Origin of the sequence: Propioniciclava soli (assembly GCF_014858005.1) — a bacterium.
Classification (GTDB): Bacteria; Actinomycetota; Actinomycetes; order Propionibacteriales; family Propionibacteriaceae; genus Propioniciclava; species Propioniciclava soli.
The window spans coordinates 425,919-441,705 of sequence record NZ_JACYOT010000004.1; the positions used below are offsets into that span (position 1 = coordinate 425,919).

A 15,787-nucleotide genomic window follows, 5' to 3' on the forward strand; every position below is an offset into this window, starting at 1 on the left:
CATGATCGACGTCCGAGGCACGTCCCCCGACTACCGCACCGTGGTGCCCCGCGGTGCCGTCGACGTCGAGCACGCCGTCGCCGTCGTCCGGCCCATCTGTGACGCCGTCGCCGAGCGCGGTGCGGACGCCCTCGCCGAGTTCTCCGAGCGGTTCGACCGCGTGACGCCGCCCTCGTTCCGTGTGCCGGCCGACGTGCTGGAACGGTGCGCCGACGAGCTGGACGCCGACGTCCGAGCCGCGTTCGTCGAGTCGATCCGCCGCCGCCGGGCCGTCGCCGAGACCGAGGGCGCCGCGCCGCTGACCTCGGCCAAGGTCGCCCCCGGGGCCGTGGTGGAGACCAAGACGGTCCCGGTCGCGCGCGTCGGGTTGTACGTGCCCGGCGGGCTCGCGCCGTTGGCGTCCAGCGTGTTGATGAATGTGGTGCCGGCCCAGGTGGCCGGCGTCGAGAGCCTGGCCGTGGCGTCCCCGCCGAGCGCCGAGCACGGCGGCTGGCCGCACCCGTCGATCCTCGGGCTGTGCCACCTGCTCGGCGTCGAGGAGGTGTACGCCGTCGGTGGCGCGCAGGCGATCGCCCTGTTCGCCCACGGCGTGGACGGGCTGTGCGCGCCGGTCGACCTGGTGACCGGCCCCGGGAACATCTACGTCGTCGCCGCGAAGCGGCTGCTGCGCGGGGTGGTGGGCATCGACTCCGAGGCCGGCCCCACCGAGATCGCCGTGCTGGCCGACGATTCGGCCGACCCGGCGTTCGTCGCCGCCGACCTCATCAGCCAGGCCGAGCACGACCCCCTGGCCGGATCGGTCCTCGTCACGGACTCACCCGAGCTGGCGGCGTCGGTGAACGCGCTGCTCGCCGGGCAGGTCAGGGCGCTGGCCAACACCGAACGCATCGAGACCGCGCTCACCGGCCCGCAGTCAGCCATCGTGCTGACCGACGACCTCGAGCAGGGATTGGCGGTGGTGGACGCCTACGCCGCCGAGCACCTCGAGATCCACACCCGGGACGCCTACGCCGTGGCCCACCGCGTCCGCAACGCGGGGGCGATCTTCGTGGGGCCGTGGTCGCCGGTGCCGCTCGGGGACTACTCCGCCGGCTCCACCCACGTGTTGCCGACCGCGGGCGCGGCACGCCACAGCTCGGGCCTGACGGTGCGTTCGTTCACGAAGACCGTGCACCTCATCCACTACGACGAGGCGGCGCTGCGCGAGGTGGGGCCCACGGTGGCGGCCTTCGCCACGGCCGAGCACCTTCCCGGCCACCGCGCGGCCATCACGATCCGCACCGAGGAGCCGCGGGGGGACCGGTGGTGAATCTCGCTCGGGCCGATCTCACCCAACCCGTCCTCACCCTGGCCGACCTGCCGCTGCGCCCGGAGCTGGTGGGGGAGGAGCCCTACGGCGCGCCGCAGCTCGACGTCCCCGTCTGCCTCAACGTCAACGAGAACCCCTATCCGCCCTCGCCGGCCGTGGCCGCGGAGATGGCCGAGGCCGTGGTGGCGGCGTCCTTCAACCGCTACCCCGACCGGGAGTTTCGCGGCCTGCGCGCCCAGCTCGCGGCCTACCTCGGCCACGGCCTGACGCCGGACCACGTCTGGGCGGCCAACGGCTCCAACGAGGTGATGACACACGTGCTCGGCGCGTTCGGCGGCCCCGGACGCCGCCTGCTCACGTTCACGCCGACCTACTCGATGTACCCCGAGTACGCCCGCAACACCCACACCGACTACGTCACGGTGCCGCGCCGGGCCGATTTCTCCCTCGACGCGGCCACCGTGTTGGACGCCGTCGCCGCGCACGCGCCCACCGTCGTGCTCATCACCACGCCGAACAACCCGACCGGCACCTCGACCCCGCTGGCGGTGATCGAGGAGGTGCTCGCCGGCACCGACGCGCTGGTGGTGATCGACGAGGCCTACCAGGAGTTCAGCTCAACACCGGAGGCCACCGCGCTGACGCTGTTGGCCGAGCACGGCAACCTCATCGTCAGCCGCACGATGAGCAAGGCGTTCGCGTTCGCCGGCGGACGCCTCGGCTACCTCGCCGCGCACCCCGCGGTGGTGGACGCCTGCCGCATCATTCGCTTGCCCTACCATCTCTCGGCCCAGACCCAGGCGGTGGCGTCCGTGGCCCTGCGGCACGCCGACGAGATGCTCGCGCGCGTCGCCGACCTGCGTGACGAGCGCGACGCGCTGCTGCGGACGCTGCCGGAGCTGGGCTACGAGGTGGTGGAGTCCGACGCGAACTTCGTACTCGTCGGACGGTGGGCCGACCGCCATCTCGCGTGGCAGCAGTTGCTCGACGCAGGCGTCCTCGTGCGGGAGACTGGCCCGGCCGGGTTCCTGCGCGTGAGCGCCGGGACGCCGGAGGAGATGGCAGCCTTCCACGCCGCGTTGGCCCGGGTCGACGCGCCGAGAACGGAGCAGTGATGGGGCGCACCGCGCGCATCGAGCGATCCACCAGCGAATCCACGATCACCGTCGAGCTGGACCTCGACGGGACGGGGGCGTCGACGATCAGCACCGGTGTGGGGTTCTACGACCACATGCTGACGGCGCTGGCGAAGCACTCGCTGATCGACCTGACGGTGGACGCCGTCGGCGATGTCCACATCGACGGGCACCACGTGGTGGAGGACACGGCCATCGTGATCGGCCAGGCGCTGCGCGAGGCGCTGGGGGACAAGAAGGGCATCCGCCGCTTCGCCGATGCGCTGGTGCCGCTGGACGAGGCGCTCGCCCGCTGCGTCGTGGACGTGGCGGGGCGTCCGTACGTCGTGTGCACCGGTGAGCCGGAGGGGCAGGTGTACGCGCTGATCGGCGGCTCGGGCGTCCCGTACGCGGGGTCGATGACCCGGCACGTCGTGGAGTCCCTGGCGTTGAACGCGGGGCTGTGCGTGCACCTGGAGCTGGTGTGCGGACGCGACCCCCACCACATCGTCGAGGCGCAGTTCAAGGCCCTGGCCCGAGCGCTGCGGTTCGCGATCGAGCCCGACCCACGCATCGAGGGTGTCGTGCCCTCCACGAAGGGCGCCCTGTGAGGGTGGCGGTGCTCGACTACGGGTCGGGCAACCTGCACTCGGCGACGCGGGCGCTGACGGCGGCGGGTGCCGACGTGGTGCTGACGGCGGACGCCGACGTCTGCCGGGACGCCGACGGGCTCGTCGTGCCCGGGGTCGGGGCGTTCGCCGCATGCGTGGCGGGCCTGCGGGCGGTGGACGGCCCCCGCGTCATTCGCGAGCGGTTGGCGTCCGGACGCCCCGTGCTGGGCATCTGCGTGGGGCACCAGGTGATGTTCGCGCGCGGGGTCGAACACGGGGTGGAGGCCGACGGCGTCGGCGTCCTGCCCGGCGTCGTGGAGGCGCTGGCGTCCACCCGGTTGCCGCACATGGGCTGGAACACGGTGTCGCCCCCCGGCGGGTCGGCGTTGTTCGCCGGGATCGCGGCGGAGCGGTTCTACTTCGTGCACAGCTACGGCGTGCGTGCCGCGTCCGTGTCGGGCTGGCCAGACGATGTCGCGGTGACCTGGGCCGAGCACGGCGGAGACCGGTTCGTCGCGGCGGTGGAGCACGGCGCACTGAGCTCCACCCAGTTCCACCCGGAGAAGTCGGGTGCCGCCGGGGCCGCCCTGCTGCGCAACTGGCTCGCGACGCTCTGAGTCACGTCCTGGCCCCCGGCGTTCCGCTGCCCGCCCAAGGGGCCTCCACACCTTTCCCGAGAAGACCTGCGGTAGGCACCGAGGGATGAGAAGAGGATCCAGACTTTCGAAGGGCGCGGGACTTTCCTCAGAGGGCGTAGCATTCGATCCGCCTTGCCCCCCAACGTTCACTTCGCGCACGATGCACAGGAGACACCATGTCCGGACTCCGCCCAGCCCGTCCGGCCGGCGTCCTCACACTGGCCCCCAGTTCCCTTGCCTCATTCCCTGCTCCTACCGCGGCTTTCGTTGTCCGGACCGGACCCAGTGCGGGGCGCATCCCTGCGAACAGGCCTTGGATTCCGCGACTCACGAGTCCATGCGGCGTCTGGAACAGGACGAACGTCTCAGACCACCGATGCAACGGGAACTGACGAGTGGGCCGATACGTGTCTGAGGAGCAGCTGGGTCAGCATCCGAAGCGGCGTTGGGTGTTGCCCCTCGCCCTGGTGGCGGTCATCATGGTGGGCGGATTCGGCATCGTCCGGTTGTCCTCCGCGCTGGTGACGTGGTCGGACGCCTCGAATCGGGGCAAGCTCGACCTAGTGGCAGAGTTCGTGAACAGCGAGCCCAACCCCGATTGGCCGTACCTCGACACCGAGGATCGCACCGCGCAGGTCTGTGCCGCACCAGTCGACTGCGTTCAGGCGGTGGGCAACGAGTACCTCACCCTGCTGAAGTTCGACGACGTGGACCAAGCACGCCGGTACGCCGACTCACTCGGACCTGACGGGCACCGGATCGATCCTCTGGTGCTGCACTTCGATGGGACGCCCGTGACGGCTCAGGCGCGCGAGGAGGTCATCGCGACCGTGAGCGGGATCAACGCCAGCAGCCCGGACTGAGACCGTCCCAGCTCCAGCACGTCGGGGTGGGACGCGAAGTCGTTCACCTCGATGTCGGTGGCCTCCTGCGCGCTCAGCGCCGCGACCGTGGCGCCGGTCCGCTCGCTTCCGGCGCTTCGGGCGCTTCCGGCCAGGCGGCCACCTTCCCTGTGACGCTCAAGATCATGCAGGCCGGCGAGCTGCACTGCGCCACGTGTCATCGAGGTGCGCCACCTGTCAGCAGGGTGCGCCACGGCACCGCGCAGCGCGTCCGGCGGTGGGGGCGGCGGCGTCTGAAGGCACCCTTTGGGGTACGACTGCGGCGGACGCCTGTTGGACGGCCTGCCGGGCGCGTAGCGTCATGACCAACCGACAGCGGCACCATCCGACAGCGGCACCATCCGACAGCGAGAGGGTTTCACCATGGCAGAGCAGCAGCAGCAGCACGACGACGCCGGCGCGGCCGGCACCCGTGGCACCGGGGGCGAACTCCACCAAGAGGTGCGGGGCGAAGTTGCGCTGACCACGGCCCAGGGCATTCCGGTCTCCGACAACCAGAACTCGTTGCGCGCGGGCCGCCGCGGTCCGACGCTGCTCGAGGACATGGCGATGCGGGAGAAGATCTTCCACTTCGACCACGAGCGCATCCCGGAGCGCGTCGTCCACGCCCGGGGCTACGGCGCCCACGGCACGTTCACGACCACCGAGAGCCTCGCGGACGTGACGACGGCCGACATCTTCGCGGAGGTCGGGCGCGAAACCGAGGCGTTCGTGCGGTTCTCCACCGTGGCCGGTGCCAAGGGATCGTTCGACCTGGCGCGCGACGTCCGCGGTTTCGCTGTGAAGCTCTACACCCGGCAGGGCAACTGGGACATCGTCGGCAACAACATCCCGGTCTTCTTCATCCAGGACGCCATCAAGTTCCCCGACCTCGTCCACGCGGTCAAGGAGGCACCCGACCGCGCGTTCCCGCAGGCGCAGTCGGCCCACGACAACTTCTGGGACTTCGTCTCCTGGATGCCCGAGGCCATTCACATGACGCTGTGGCAGATGTCGGATCGCGCCATCCCGCGGTCGTTCCGGTTCATGGAGGGCTTCGGCGTCCACACGTTCCGCTTCCTGGATGCCAGCGGCAAGGCGACGTTCGTGAAGTTCCACTGGAAGCCCGTCCAGGGTCTGCAGTCGGTGGTCTGGAACGAGGCCGTGAAGATCAACGGCGCCGACCCGGACTTCCACCGCCGCGACCTCTGGGACGCCATCACCTCCGGTGACTTCCCCAGCTGGGATCTTGGTGTCCAGCTGTTCGACGAGGAGTTCGCCGACAGCTTCGAGTTCGACGTGCTCGACGCGACGAAGCTCATCCCCGAGGAGCAGGTGCCGGTGCGCATCGTCGGACGCCTCACGCTCGACCGGGTCGTCGACAACGACTTCGCCGAGACCGAGCAGGTGGCCTTCCACACCGGCAACGTGCCGCCCGGCATCGACTTCAGCGAGGATCCGCTGCTGCAGGGCCGCAACTTCTCCTACCTCGACACGCAGCTCTCGCGGCTGGGGAGCACGAACTTCACCCAGCTCCCGGTGAACGCGCCGCGGTGCCCGGTCGCGCACTTCCAGCGCGACGGTCACATGCAGGGCCATGTGCCGGTCGGTCGGGCCAACTACGAGCCCAACGGCTGGTCCGGGGCCGAGCGCGGCCCCCGTGCGGACGCGGCGTCCGGCTTCACCTCGCACGCGACCCCGCTCGAGGGGGCCACGGTGCGCGAGCGCTCGGAGACCTTCGCCGACCACTACAGCCAGGCTCGGCAGTTCTGGATCTCCCAGACCGACGTCGAGCAGGAGCACATCGTCAACGCCTACACCTTCGAGCTCAGCAAGTGCGACGAGGAGTCGGTGCGCGAGCGCATCGTCGCCCACCTGCGCAACGTGCACCCCGATCTGGCCCAGGGTGTGGCCGACGGTCTGGGCATGGAGCTGCCCGAGCCGGCCGACGCCGCGCTGGAGCCCCGCACCGACCTGCCGGCCTCGGACGCGCTGAGCATCCTGAAGAACGGTCCGGAGTCGTTCGCGGGCCGCAAGCTCGGCATCCTGCTGACCAAGGGCGCCGACGGGGCCGTGGTCGCCGCGGTGCGGGACGCCTTCACCGCGGCGGGCGCCACCGTGGAGCTCATCGCCCCCACGCGTGGCCCGATCACGCTGAGTGACGGCACCCCCGTGACGGCCGACCACGCCGTCGACGGCGGCCCGTCGGTGCTGTTCGACGCGGTGGCGCTCCTGCCCAGCGCCGACGGCGCCACGCAGCTGGTCGGCCGTTCCACGGCCCGGGACTTCGTCGCGGACGCCTTCGCCCACCGCAAGTTCATCGGCCTGGGGGCGGACGCCGGCCCGCTGCTGGTGGCCGCGGGTGTGGACCCGGACGACGGCGTCCTGCCGCTGGACGCCGGCGCCGCCGAGACGTTCCTCACCCGCTGCGGCGAGCTGCGGTTCTGGGATCGCGACGTCAAGCCCTGACGGTGGTTCTCCTCTCCGCTGACCGCGGGGTGGGAGAGTGCGCATCGGTCGCTGGCGAACTGATCCGTTCGCGGATCAGTTCGCCAGCGCGTCCGGTGACTCTGTTTGCCGAGCTGGTGATTCTGTTTGCCGAGAGCGCTGCTCTGTCTGCCGAGTCGGCGGCGAGGCGGGCGGTCCGGCCGGAAACCGGGGCCAGCCGGTAACCTGCCTCAGGTGAAGTCGCTCACCTTGCTGCCCGCCGTCGACGTCCAGTCCGGCCAGGCCGTCCAGCTCACCCAGGGCATCGCCGGGTCGGAGAAGACCTTCGGGGATCCGCTGGCCGCCGCCCGCCGCTGGCAGGACGCCGGCGCCGAGTGGCTGCACCTCGTCGACCTGGACGCGGCCTTCGGACGCGGCTCGAATGCGGACGTCATCGCCGAGATCACCGCCGCGATGGAGCTGAACGTGGAGCTGTCGGGTGGCATTCGTGACGACGCCTCCCTCGAGCGTACGTTGGCCACCGGCTGCCGCCGGGTCAACATCGGCACCGCGGCGCTGGAGAACCCGGAGTGGTGCGCCAAGATCATCGGCGAGCACGGCGACCGGATCGGCATTGCGATCGACGTGAAGGGCACCAAGCTGGCGGCGCGCGGCTGGGTGCGTGAGGGGGGAGACTGGGCGCAGGCCGTGGACGAGCTGACGGCCGCCGGCTGTTCCACCTTCGTGGTGACCGACGTGGCCTCGGACGGCATGCTCACCGGCCCGAACATCGATCTCCTGCAGCAGGTCGCGGCTCGCACCGGCGCCGAGGTCATCGCGTCGGGCGGCATCGCCCAGCTCGATGACCTCCGGGCACTCCGGGAGCTGGTGCCGCTTGGCATCACCGGTGCGATCATCGGCACGGCGCTCTACGTCGGCAACTTCACCCTCACCGACGCCCTGGTTGTCGCCGGCGACTGAGGTCCTGACTCCTCGCTGCCATCCGGGAGTGGTCTCCCGCTGGGGTGCCCCGCGTCGCCCCTCTGGCGCTGGCGTCGCCTGCCTGCCCCCGGGGGGCGCCTCCCTTCCGCTGGTGTCGCGTCCCTGTCGGACGCGTCGCCTCCCTGTCGCACGCGTCGCCTCCCTGTCGCACGCCTCGCCTCCCTGTCGGACGCGTCGCGTCCCTGTCGGACGCGTCGCCGCCCCATCCCAAACCCACGACCCTGCCGCTGCAACGCTGGGGAGGTGGGTTGCGGGCAGGGTCGCGACGGTGGTGGTAGGGAGGCGACGGTACCGGTAGGGAGGCGCGGGCGGCGGCAGGGGAGCGGGGCTACCGGCAGGGTGGCGGGGCTACCGGCAGGGTGGCGGGGATGGGGGTGACCCATCGGTGGACCCGGCTTGATCGCAGGAATGGGCGCCGTCGGAGCGGCTCCCACGGCCGGCACCCGTGGACGCCATCCGCCGGGAGGCACCTGCGTCCTGTCGACGCCGGACGGTCGGTGGTGTCGAGAACCCATGCACATGCACGCCTTGTCGACGCCTGACGGACCGCGCACGTCGAGAATCCATGCACATGCACGCCTTGTCGACGCTGGACGGCCCGCGCACGTCGAGAACCCATGCACATGCACGCCTCGTCGACGCCGGGGCGTCAGCAACCGAGACCCTACGGCGCCCGCGCGCCGGACGCCCGCGCGCAGCGGAACGCGCCGAGCGCACTAGAATCGGGAAAGTTGAGAACCCAGAACCAACGGGAGAAGCATGAGCGGTCACTCCAAGTGGGCCACCACGAAGCACAAGAAGGCGGCGATCGACGCCAAGCGCGGCAAGCTGTTCGCGAACCTCATCAAGAAGATCGAGGTCGCGGCGCGCACCGGTGGTGGTGACCCCGGGGGCAACCCGACGCTGTACGACGCCATCCAGAAGGCGAAGAAGAACTCCGTTCCCAACGACAACATCGATCGCGCCGTCAAGCGCGGTTCGGGCGTCGGCGGCGAGGCGGTCGACTACGTCGAGATCATGTACGAGGCGTACGGCCCCGGGGGCGTCGCGATCCTCATCGAGTGCCTCACCGACAATCGCAACCGCTCGGCGTCCGATGTGAAGGTCGCGATCACGCGCAACGGCGGCACGCAGGCCGACGTCGGCTCGGTGAGCCGCATCTACGACCGCAAGGGCGTCGTCACGGTCGCCAAGCAGCAGGCGAAGCCCGTCAGCGAGGATGACCTGCTCGAGGCCACCCTCGAGGCCGAGCCGGAGGACATCGTCGACGGCGGCGAGTCCTTCCAGATCGTCTGCGACCCGACCAACCTGGTCGAGGTGCGCAAGGCCGTCCAGGACGCGGGGCTCGACTACGACGCCGCCGAGGTGGAGTTCCGCCCCCAGTACGACCAGGCGGTGTCGGACGCCGACGGCGCGGCCAAGCTGTTCAAGCTGCTGGACGCCATCGAGGACGTCGACGACGTGCAGAACGTCTACTCCAATGAGGACGTGCCGGAGGAAATCCTCGAATCCCTCGACGCCTGAGCCTAGGATCCGAACAGACGTTCGGCAGCAGACGGACGGTCGTGCCCCCGGGAGCATCCCGGTGGGTGTGACCTTCGGCGAAGGGGATTCATGCGCGTTCTGGGGATCGACCCCGGCCTCACCCGGTGCGGCATCGGGGTGATCGAGGGCCAGCCCGGGCGCAAGCCTGCGCTGCTCCTGGCCGACGTGATCCGCACCCCGGCCGCCATGGAGACCGGTCAGCGGCTCGCCGCCGTCGAACGCTCGCTCGTGCGGTACGTGGCGGAGTACCGCCCGGACGCCCTCGCCGTCGAGCGGGTCTTCGCGCGCCGGGACGTGAGCTCGATCATCGGGACGGCGCAGGCGTCCGGCGTCGTGCTCCTCGTGGGCACGCGGGCCGGGCTGGCTGTCGCCCAGCACACGCCGACCGAGGTGAAGGCCGCCATCACCGGCAATGGCCGCGCCGACAAGGCGCAGGTGGGGCAGATGGTCATGCGGATCCTCGCCCTCGACGCACCCCCCAAGCCGGCAGACGCCGCGGACGCCGTCGCGCTGGCCGTCTGCCACCTGTGGCGCGCGCCCGCCATCGCCCGCATCGCCCAGGCGCAGCAGCGCCGCGACCTCGCCGAGGGGCGCGCCCGAGCCCGTGCCCTCGCCGCCGAACGGAGAAAGCCCGCATGATCGCCCAGCTGACCGGCACCGTCGTCTCCGTGGGGGGCACCTGGGTGGTGCTCGATCTCTCCGGTTTCGGCGTGCGCGCCCTGTGCTCCCCGGCGACGGTCGCGTCCGTCCGGGTGGGGGAGGCGACCACGCTGTACACCTCGCTCATCGTCCGCGAGGACTCCCTCACCCTCTACGGCTTCGCCGAACCCGAGGAGCGGGACGCGTTCGAGCTCGTGCAGTCGGCGTCCGGGGTCGGACCGAAGATCGCCCAGGCGGTGGTCTCGGTGCTGCCTCCGGGGGAGTTCCGCGCCGCGATCCTTGCTGAGAACGTCGTGGCGCTCACCAAGGTGCCCGGCATCGGCCCCAAGGGCGCCAAGAAGATGGTCATCGAACTCAAGGACAAGGTCAACGCCCTCGGTGCCACGCCGGACCTGTCGTCCGGGCCGGTGCCGGCGCCGTCCGAGGTGTGGCGCGAGCAGGTGGCGTCCGGGTTGGAGTCGCTCGGCTGGTCGGCCAAGGACGCCGCCGCCGCGGTCGAGCGCGTCGCGCCGCTGCAGGAGGAGGACCCGGGCGTCGGCATCGGGGAGCTCATGCGGGCGGCGCTGAAGAGTCTGGCGCGCTGAGGTGGCCACGCTGTCGGAGGATCCGCTGGACCCGCACGCCCACCTCGACGACTCCGCCGCCGAGGGTGCGCTGCGGCCCCCCTCGCTGGCCGAGTTCCGCGGCCAGCCACGGGTTTCCGAGCAACTCGGCCTCGTGCTGGACGCCGCCCGCGCCCGCGGTCAGGTGCCCGACCACGTGTTGCTGTCCGGCCCGCCCGGGCTGGGCAAGACGACGCTGGCCATGATCATCGCCCACGAGCTCGGCCAACCCCTGCGCATCAGCTCGGGCCCGGCGATCCAGCACGCGGGGGACCTCGCCGCGATCCTCAGCGGGCTGACCGAGGGGGAGGTGTTCTTCCTCGACGAGATCCACCGCATGAGCCGGCCAGCCGAGGAGATGTTGTACCTCGCGATGGAGGACTTCCGCGTCGACGTGATCGTCGGCAAGGGCCCGGGCGCCACCGAGATCCCGCTCGAGATCCCGCGGTTCACCCTGGTGGGCGCCACGACGCGCGCCGGTCTGCTGCCCGGCCCGCTGCGCGACCGTTTCGGCTTCACCGGCCAACTCGACTACTACGAGGCCGGCGCGCTCGTCGGCATCGTCGCGCGCAGCGCAACCCTGCTCCAGGTGGAGCTCGACACGCCGAGCGCCGAGGTCATCGCATCCCGCAGCCGCGGGACGCCCCGCATCGCGAACCGCCTGCTGCGCCGCGTCCGCGACTATGCGCTCGTGAAGGCGTCCGGCCGCATCACCCCCGGGGTCGCGGCCGCCGCCCTGGAGCTCTACGAGGTCGACGAACTGGGCCTCGACCGGCTCGACCGCGCGGTGCTCGACGCAATCTGTGTGCGCTTCGGCGGCGGCCCCGTCGGGCTCTCCACGCTGGCCATGAGCGTGGGGGAGGAGACCGAGACGGTGGAGGAGGTTGCCGAGCCCTACCTCATCCGGCAGGGGTTCCTCATGCGGACGCCGCGCGGCCGCGTCGCCACCCGGCGGGCCTGGAACCACCTGGGGCTCGCCGTTCCCGCGACGCACACGGACCTGTTCAGCACCGGGCAGGAGTAGAAGGTAGTCTTGCCCGGTGTTCAGCCCCCGGCCGGGGGTGCAGCCGATCGAAAGCTCGAAGGAATCATGCCTGACCCACAATTGATGTCGACGCTCCTGATGCTCGCGCTGATGGTCGCCGCCTTCTACTTCCTGCTGATCCGCCCCGCGCAGCGCAAGCAGCGCCAGCAGCAGGAGATGGTGAGCCAGTTGGGCCCGGGCTCGCGCGTCATGACGACGTCGGGCGTCTACGGCACGATCGCGCAGCTCGGTGACCGCCAGGCCGTCATCGAGATCGCCCCGGGCGTGGAGATGACCGTGCTGAAGCAGGCCATCATGAAGGCCGTCGACCCGGCCGACGACGAGTTCGTCTACGACGAGGTCGACGCGGTCGACGCCGACGACGCGGCGCTCACCGACGAGGTGCTCCTCGACGAGACGGTGCAGCCCCTCGACGGGTACGCCGACCCCACGCTGGCCCGCGACGAGCCGACGACGTACGAGCGCCCCCAACAGCAGTAACCCCTTTCTTCCCCATCGCCTCCGAGGACGTTCACCCGTGGCCACCGAGACCAGGCATCGGCAGCGACCGCTGCGCACCCTGATCATCTTCTTCGCATTCATTGCGGTGCTGTTCGGCATCATGGCCCTGAGCGGGGCGTGGGCGCCCAAGCTGGGCCTCGACCTGCGGGGCGGCACGACGATCACGCTCACCGCGCGCAACATCACGGGCGGCGGGGGTGTGGACCAGGCGAGCCTCGAGCAGGCGCGCACGATCATCCAGCAGCGCGTGGACGCCGTCGGCGTCGGTGAGTCCGAGGTCGCGACGGTCGGCAACAACCAGATCCAGGTCTCGGTGCCGAACGTCGCCCCTGCCCAGCTCCAGGAGATGGTCGGCCAGACCGCCCAGCTGTACTTCCGGGGCGTCCACAGCATGGAGGCCGTCCAGGCGGCCGTGGCGCCCACCGAGCCCAGCGTGGACGCCTCCGGCGACGCCACCGCGGCGCCGGCGGCCCCCGACGCGTCTGCGGAGCCGACGTCGACCGAGTCGCCCGCCGCGGTCGACCCCCGGCCGGCGCCCGGCCTCCCGACGCCCGCCGCCACCCCGCGCCCGACCGAACCGGCGGCCGTCCAGCCCACCACCGAGGAGGCGTTGGCCTGGCAGCCGTCGAGCCGCGACCTCTCCGACTTCGCCGCCTACCAGTGCGGCGACGACTTCCCGGACGTGACCGACCAGCCGCTGATCACCTGCGACCGGGAGGGCACCACGAAGTTCCTGCTCGGGCCGGCGCTGCTGACCGGTGACATGCTCACCAACGCCCAGGCCGGCATCCCGCAGGGCCAGGTCAGCTGGATCGTCAACCTGCAGTTCAACGACGTGGGCACCGGCATCTTCAGCACGGTGTCGTCGGATCTGGCGGCTCGCACCGAGCCGCAGAACCAGTTCGCGATCGTGCTGGACTCCCAGGTCATCTCCGCGCCGCGGATGAACGAGCCGATCCCGAACGGGCAGGCGCAGATCTCGGGCGACTTCACCCAGCAGACGGCGAACGACTTGGCGAACGTGCTGCGCTACGGCGCGCTGCCGCTGGCCTTCGACCTGTCCGAGGTCTCGAACGTGTCGCCGACCCTGGGCGGCGAGCAGCTGAGCGCCGGCCTCATCGCCGGCGCGATCGGTCTGATCCTCGTCATCGGGTACGCCGTCTTCTACTACCGCGCTCTCAGCGCCGTGGTCATCGGCTCCCTGGCGGTGGCGGCCGTGCTGACCTACCAGTTCATGGTGCTGCTGGGTGAGGGCATGGGCTTCGCGCTCAACCTGCCCGGCATCGCCGGCGTCATCGTCGCCATCGGCATGACGGCCGACTCGTTCATCATCTTCTTCGAACGGATCCGCGACGAGGTGCGGGAGGGCCGCAGCCTGCGCAGCGCGATCGAGACCGGCTGGGTGGGCTCGCGCAAGACGATCCTGATCGCGGACGCCGTGTCGCTGCTGTCGGCGGTGGTGCTGTTCATCTTGGCCATCGGATCGGTGCGCGGCTTCGCCTTCACCCTCGGGCTCACGACCCTGATCGACATCGCCGTGGTCTTCTGGTTCACCAAGCCGCTCATGACGCTGCTCGGCCGCACCCGCTACTTCGGCGAGGGACGCCGCTTCTCGGGCTTCGAGCCGGAGCACCTCGGTGCCACCCAACGCGGACGCGGCCTCTCCCGCCGGCGTGCGCTCGCCACCCCGAAGGAGGCGTGATGGCGAAGAACGCCCGCTCGAGCCTGGCCCACCGGCTCTACTCCGGCGAGGTCAGCTACGACTTCGTGGGTCACCGCAAGCGCTGGTACCTGATCTCGGCGGTCCTGTTGGTGGCCTGCCTGGCCTTCATCGGGTTGCGCGGCCTGAACCTGTCCATCGACTTCACCGGCGGCTCGGAGTTCAACGTGCCCACCCCGGTGACGGCGACGACGGTGGACGAGTACCGCACCGTGGCGCAGGACACGGATCTGCCCGACCTGGGTGAGGTGCGGGTGAACACGATCGGCGACGACCAGGTCCGCGTCCAGACGCGCGCCCTGAACGCCGAGGAGATCAACCAGATGACGGCCGCGCTGGCCGAGCACGCGGGCGTGGACACCACCGAGGTGACCAACAACCTCATCGGGTCATCCTGGGGCCAGCAGATCACCCAGCAGGGGCTGATCGCCCTGGTGGTGTTCCTCGTGCTCGTGGCGTTGATGATCTGGGCCTACTTCCGCAACTGGAAGATGTCGGTCGCAGCACTCATCGCCCTGGCGCACGACCTGATCGTGGTGATCGGTGTCTACGCCCTGCTGCAGTTCACGTTCAGCCCGGCCAGCCTCATCGGCACCCTGACCATCCTCGGGTACTCCCTGTACGACACCGTGGTGGTGTTCGATCGGGTGCGGGACAACCTCCGCGAGGTGAAGGGCTCCGACCGCACGCTCGCCCAGTGGGTCAACCTGGCCGTCAACCAGGTGTTGATCCGCTCGCTGAACACGACGATCATCGGCGTCCTCCCGGTGGCCGCGCTGCTGTTCACCGGCACGTTCATCCTGGGGACCGGCCCGCTCATGGATCTGGGTCTCGCCCTCTTCGTCGGCATGATCGCCGGCGCGTACAGCTCGATCTTCCTGGCCGCCCCGCTGTTCGTGGAGTTGCGCCAGCGCGACGCCGACATGGTGGAGCACGAGGCCCGCCTCGAGCGCCGCCGGGCGCGGAAGTCCGAGCGGGCGTCCCGGGTGGGCGCCGACGCGGACGAGCCGGCCACGCAGCAGCCGGTGGGCTACGCCACGGCGCTCAGTGGGGCGTCCGCCGTCGACCCGCGCACGCTGGGGGCGGTTCGTCCCGACGAGCTGCGACCCGAGCAGATGGGCCCGCGGACCCAGCCGAAGCGCACCACCCGATCCCAGCGACGCCAGGACCAGCCGTGAGCGCGCCGCTGCCGCTGGGTCCTGACCCGGTCGCTCGGATCGAGGCGCTGATCCGCGACGTCCCCGACTGGCCCAAGCCCGGCGTCGTCTTCAAGGACATCACGCCGCTCCTGGCCGATGCCGAGGGGTTCCGGCTCGCGGTCGACCAGATCACCGCGCTGGCCCCCACCCCGATCGACATCGTGGTGGGGATGGAGGCGCGGGGCTTCCTCTTCGCCGCGCCGGTGGCGTTGAGTTTGGGGGCCGGTTTCGTCCCGGTGCGCAAGCCGGGCAAGCTGCCGTCGGCGTCCATCGAGGAGAGCTTCGCGCTCGAGTACGGTCACGCCACCCTCGCCATGCACACCGACGCCCTGTGGCCGGGGGCGCGCGTCCTCGTCGTCGACGACATCCTCGCCACCGGCGGCACCGTCGGGGCCACGGCGTCCCTCATCAAGCGGCAGGGGGCCGAGCTGGTGCACGTGGCGGTGTTGATGGAGCTGGGCTTCCTGAACGGTCGCGAGGCGCTCGCGCAGACGGGCATCGATGCGGTGTCCGCGGTTGTGACGGTCTGAGG

16 protein-coding genes are annotated in these 15,787 nt (G+C 70.9%); 15 read left to right on the forward strand and 1 reads right to left on the reverse strand.

What is annotated here, in order from left to right; all coding sequences use genetic code 11:
- The first annotated feature begins 1 nt into the window (after nt 1).
- From hisD to IFY26_RS04700, 5 genes are all read left to right on the forward strand, one after another.
- Nucleotides 2-1,309: a histidinol dehydrogenase gene (gene hisD / locus IFY26_RS04680; RefSeq protein ID WP_232547920.1), complete on the forward strand. Its 1,308-nt coding sequence runs from the start codon at nt 2-4 to the stop codon at nt 1,307-1,309.
- A complete protein-coding gene (locus IFY26_RS04685) occupies nt 1,306-2,424 on the forward strand; it encodes a histidinol-phosphate transaminase (protein WP_232547829.1) in 1,119 nt (372 codons plus the stop codon). Before hisD ends, IFY26_RS04685 begins: the two co-directional genes overlap by 4 nt.
- Entirely contained in the window at nt 2,424-3,035 is a 612-nt protein-coding gene (hisB, locus tag IFY26_RS04690; RefSeq protein WP_269779064.1) for an imidazoleglycerol-phosphate dehydratase HisB, read from the forward strand. The genes IFY26_RS04685 and hisB overlap by 1 nt, the downstream gene beginning before the upstream one ends.
- Complete coding sequence (gene hisH, locus IFY26_RS04695; RefSeq protein ID WP_232547831.1) at nt 3,032-3,652, forward strand: imidazole glycerol phosphate synthase subunit HisH; 621 nt, start codon at nt 3,032-3,034, stop codon at nt 3,650-3,652. The genes hisB and hisH overlap by 4 nt, the downstream gene beginning before the upstream one ends.
- Before the next feature lie 428 nt (nt 3,653-4,080).
- Entirely contained in the window at nt 4,081-4,536 is a 456-nt protein-coding gene (locus tag IFY26_RS04700) for a hypothetical protein (RefSeq protein ID WP_232547832.1), read from the forward strand.
- On the opposite strand, the gene IFY26_RS04705 is transcribed toward IFY26_RS04700, so the two are convergent.
- Complete coding sequence (locus tag IFY26_RS04705; protein ID WP_232547833.1) at nt 4,476-4,736, reverse strand: hypothetical protein; 261 nt, start codon at nt 4,734-4,736, stop codon at nt 4,476-4,478. The genes IFY26_RS04700 and IFY26_RS04705 overlap by 61 nt on opposite strands.
- Nucleotides 4,737-4,938: 202 nt before the next feature.
- Here IFY26_RS04705 and IFY26_RS04710 point away from each other — a divergent pair, with 202 nt between their 5' ends.
- The 10 genes from IFY26_RS04710 (at nt 4,939) to IFY26_RS04755 (ending at nt 15,785) form a co-directional block, all read left to right on the forward strand.
- Complete coding sequence (locus tag IFY26_RS04710) at nt 4,939-7,023, forward strand: catalase (RefSeq protein ID WP_269779065.1); 2,085 nt, start codon at nt 4,939-4,941, stop codon at nt 7,021-7,023.
- Nucleotides 7,024-7,236: 213 nt separating this feature from the next.
- A complete protein-coding gene (gene priA / locus IFY26_RS04715; RefSeq protein ID WP_232547834.1) occupies nt 7,237-7,962 on the forward strand; it encodes a bifunctional 1-(5-phosphoribosyl)-5-((5-phosphoribosylamino)methylideneamino)imidazole-4-carboxamide isomerase/phosphoribosylanthranilate isomerase PriA in 726 nt (241 codons plus the stop codon).
- A gap of 780 nt (nt 7,963-8,742) precedes the next feature.
- On the forward strand, nt 8,743-9,507 hold the full coding sequence (locus tag IFY26_RS04720) for a YebC/PmpR family DNA-binding transcriptional regulator (RefSeq protein WP_232547835.1): 765 nt from the start codon (nt 8,743-8,745) through the stop codon (nt 9,505-9,507).
- Between the two features lie 99 nt (nt 9,508-9,606).
- On the forward strand, nt 9,607-10,167 hold the full coding sequence (ruvC, locus tag IFY26_RS04725; RefSeq protein WP_232547921.1) for a crossover junction endodeoxyribonuclease RuvC: 561 nt from the start codon (nt 9,607-9,609) through the stop codon (nt 10,165-10,167).
- Nucleotides 10,164-10,772: a Holliday junction branch migration protein RuvA gene (gene ruvA, locus IFY26_RS04730; protein ID WP_232547836.1), complete on the forward strand. Its 609-nt coding sequence runs from the start codon at nt 10,164-10,166 to the stop codon at nt 10,770-10,772. Before ruvC ends, ruvA begins: the two co-directional genes overlap by 4 nt.
- Before the next feature lie 10 nt (nt 10,773-10,782).
- The gene (gene ruvB, locus IFY26_RS04735; RefSeq protein ID WP_232547922.1) at nt 10,783-11,814 is read left to right on the forward strand and encodes a Holliday junction branch migration DNA helicase RuvB; all 1,032 of its coding nucleotides are present in this window, start codon (nt 10,783-10,785) and stop codon (nt 11,812-11,814) included.
- A 66-nt stretch (nt 11,815-11,880) separates the two neighbouring features.
- Complete coding sequence (gene yajC / locus IFY26_RS04740) at nt 11,881-12,315, forward strand: preprotein translocase subunit YajC (RefSeq protein ID WP_232547837.1); 435 nt, start codon at nt 11,881-11,883, stop codon at nt 12,313-12,315.
- Between the two features lie 37 nt (nt 12,316-12,352).
- Nucleotides 12,353-14,038, forward strand: a complete 1,686-nt coding sequence (gene secD / locus IFY26_RS04745; RefSeq protein WP_232547838.1) for a protein translocase subunit SecD — start codon at nt 12,353-12,355, stop codon at nt 14,036-14,038.
- Entirely contained in the window at nt 14,038-15,234 is a 1,197-nt protein-coding gene (gene secF, locus IFY26_RS04750; RefSeq protein WP_232547839.1) for a protein translocase subunit SecF, read from the forward strand. The genes secD and secF overlap by 1 nt, the downstream gene beginning before the upstream one ends.
- Nucleotides 15,231-15,785, forward strand: coding sequence for an adenine phosphoribosyltransferase (locus IFY26_RS04755; protein WP_232547840.1), 555 nt, complete (start codon nt 15,231-15,233; stop codon nt 15,783-15,785). Before secF ends, IFY26_RS04755 begins: the two co-directional genes overlap by 4 nt.
- Nucleotides 15,786-15,787 lie beyond the last annotated feature (2 nt).

What these genes read in the sequence shown, in the direction of transcription:
- hisD (WP_232547920.1), top strand. Translation starts at nt 2, where the DNA reads ATGATCGACGTCCGAGGCACGTCCCCCGACTACCGCACCGTGGTGCCC.
- hisB (WP_269779064.1), top strand. Translation starts at nt 2,424, where the DNA reads ATGGGGCGCACCGCGCGCATCGAGCGATCCACCAGCGAATCCACGATC.
- IFY26_RS04705 (WP_232547833.1), bottom strand. Translation starts at nt 4,736, where the DNA reads ATGACACGTGGCGCAGTGCAGCTCGCCGGCCTGCATGATCTTGAGCGT.
- IFY26_RS04710 (WP_269779065.1), top strand. Translation starts at nt 4,939, where the DNA reads ATGGCAGAGCAGCAGCAGCAGCACGACGACGCCGGCGCGGCCGGCACC.
- IFY26_RS04720 (WP_232547835.1), top strand. Translation starts at nt 8,743, where the DNA reads ATGAGCGGTCACTCCAAGTGGGCCACCACGAAGCACAAGAAGGCGGCG.
- ruvA (WP_232547836.1), top strand. Translation starts at nt 10,164, where the DNA reads ATGATCGCCCAGCTGACCGGCACCGTCGTCTCCGTGGGGGGCACCTGG.
- yajC (WP_232547837.1), top strand. Translation starts at nt 11,881, where the DNA reads ATGCCTGACCCACAATTGATGTCGACGCTCCTGATGCTCGCGCTGATG.
- secF (WP_232547839.1), top strand. Translation starts at nt 14,038, where the DNA reads ATGGCGAAGAACGCCCGCTCGAGCCTGGCCCACCGGCTCTACTCCGGC.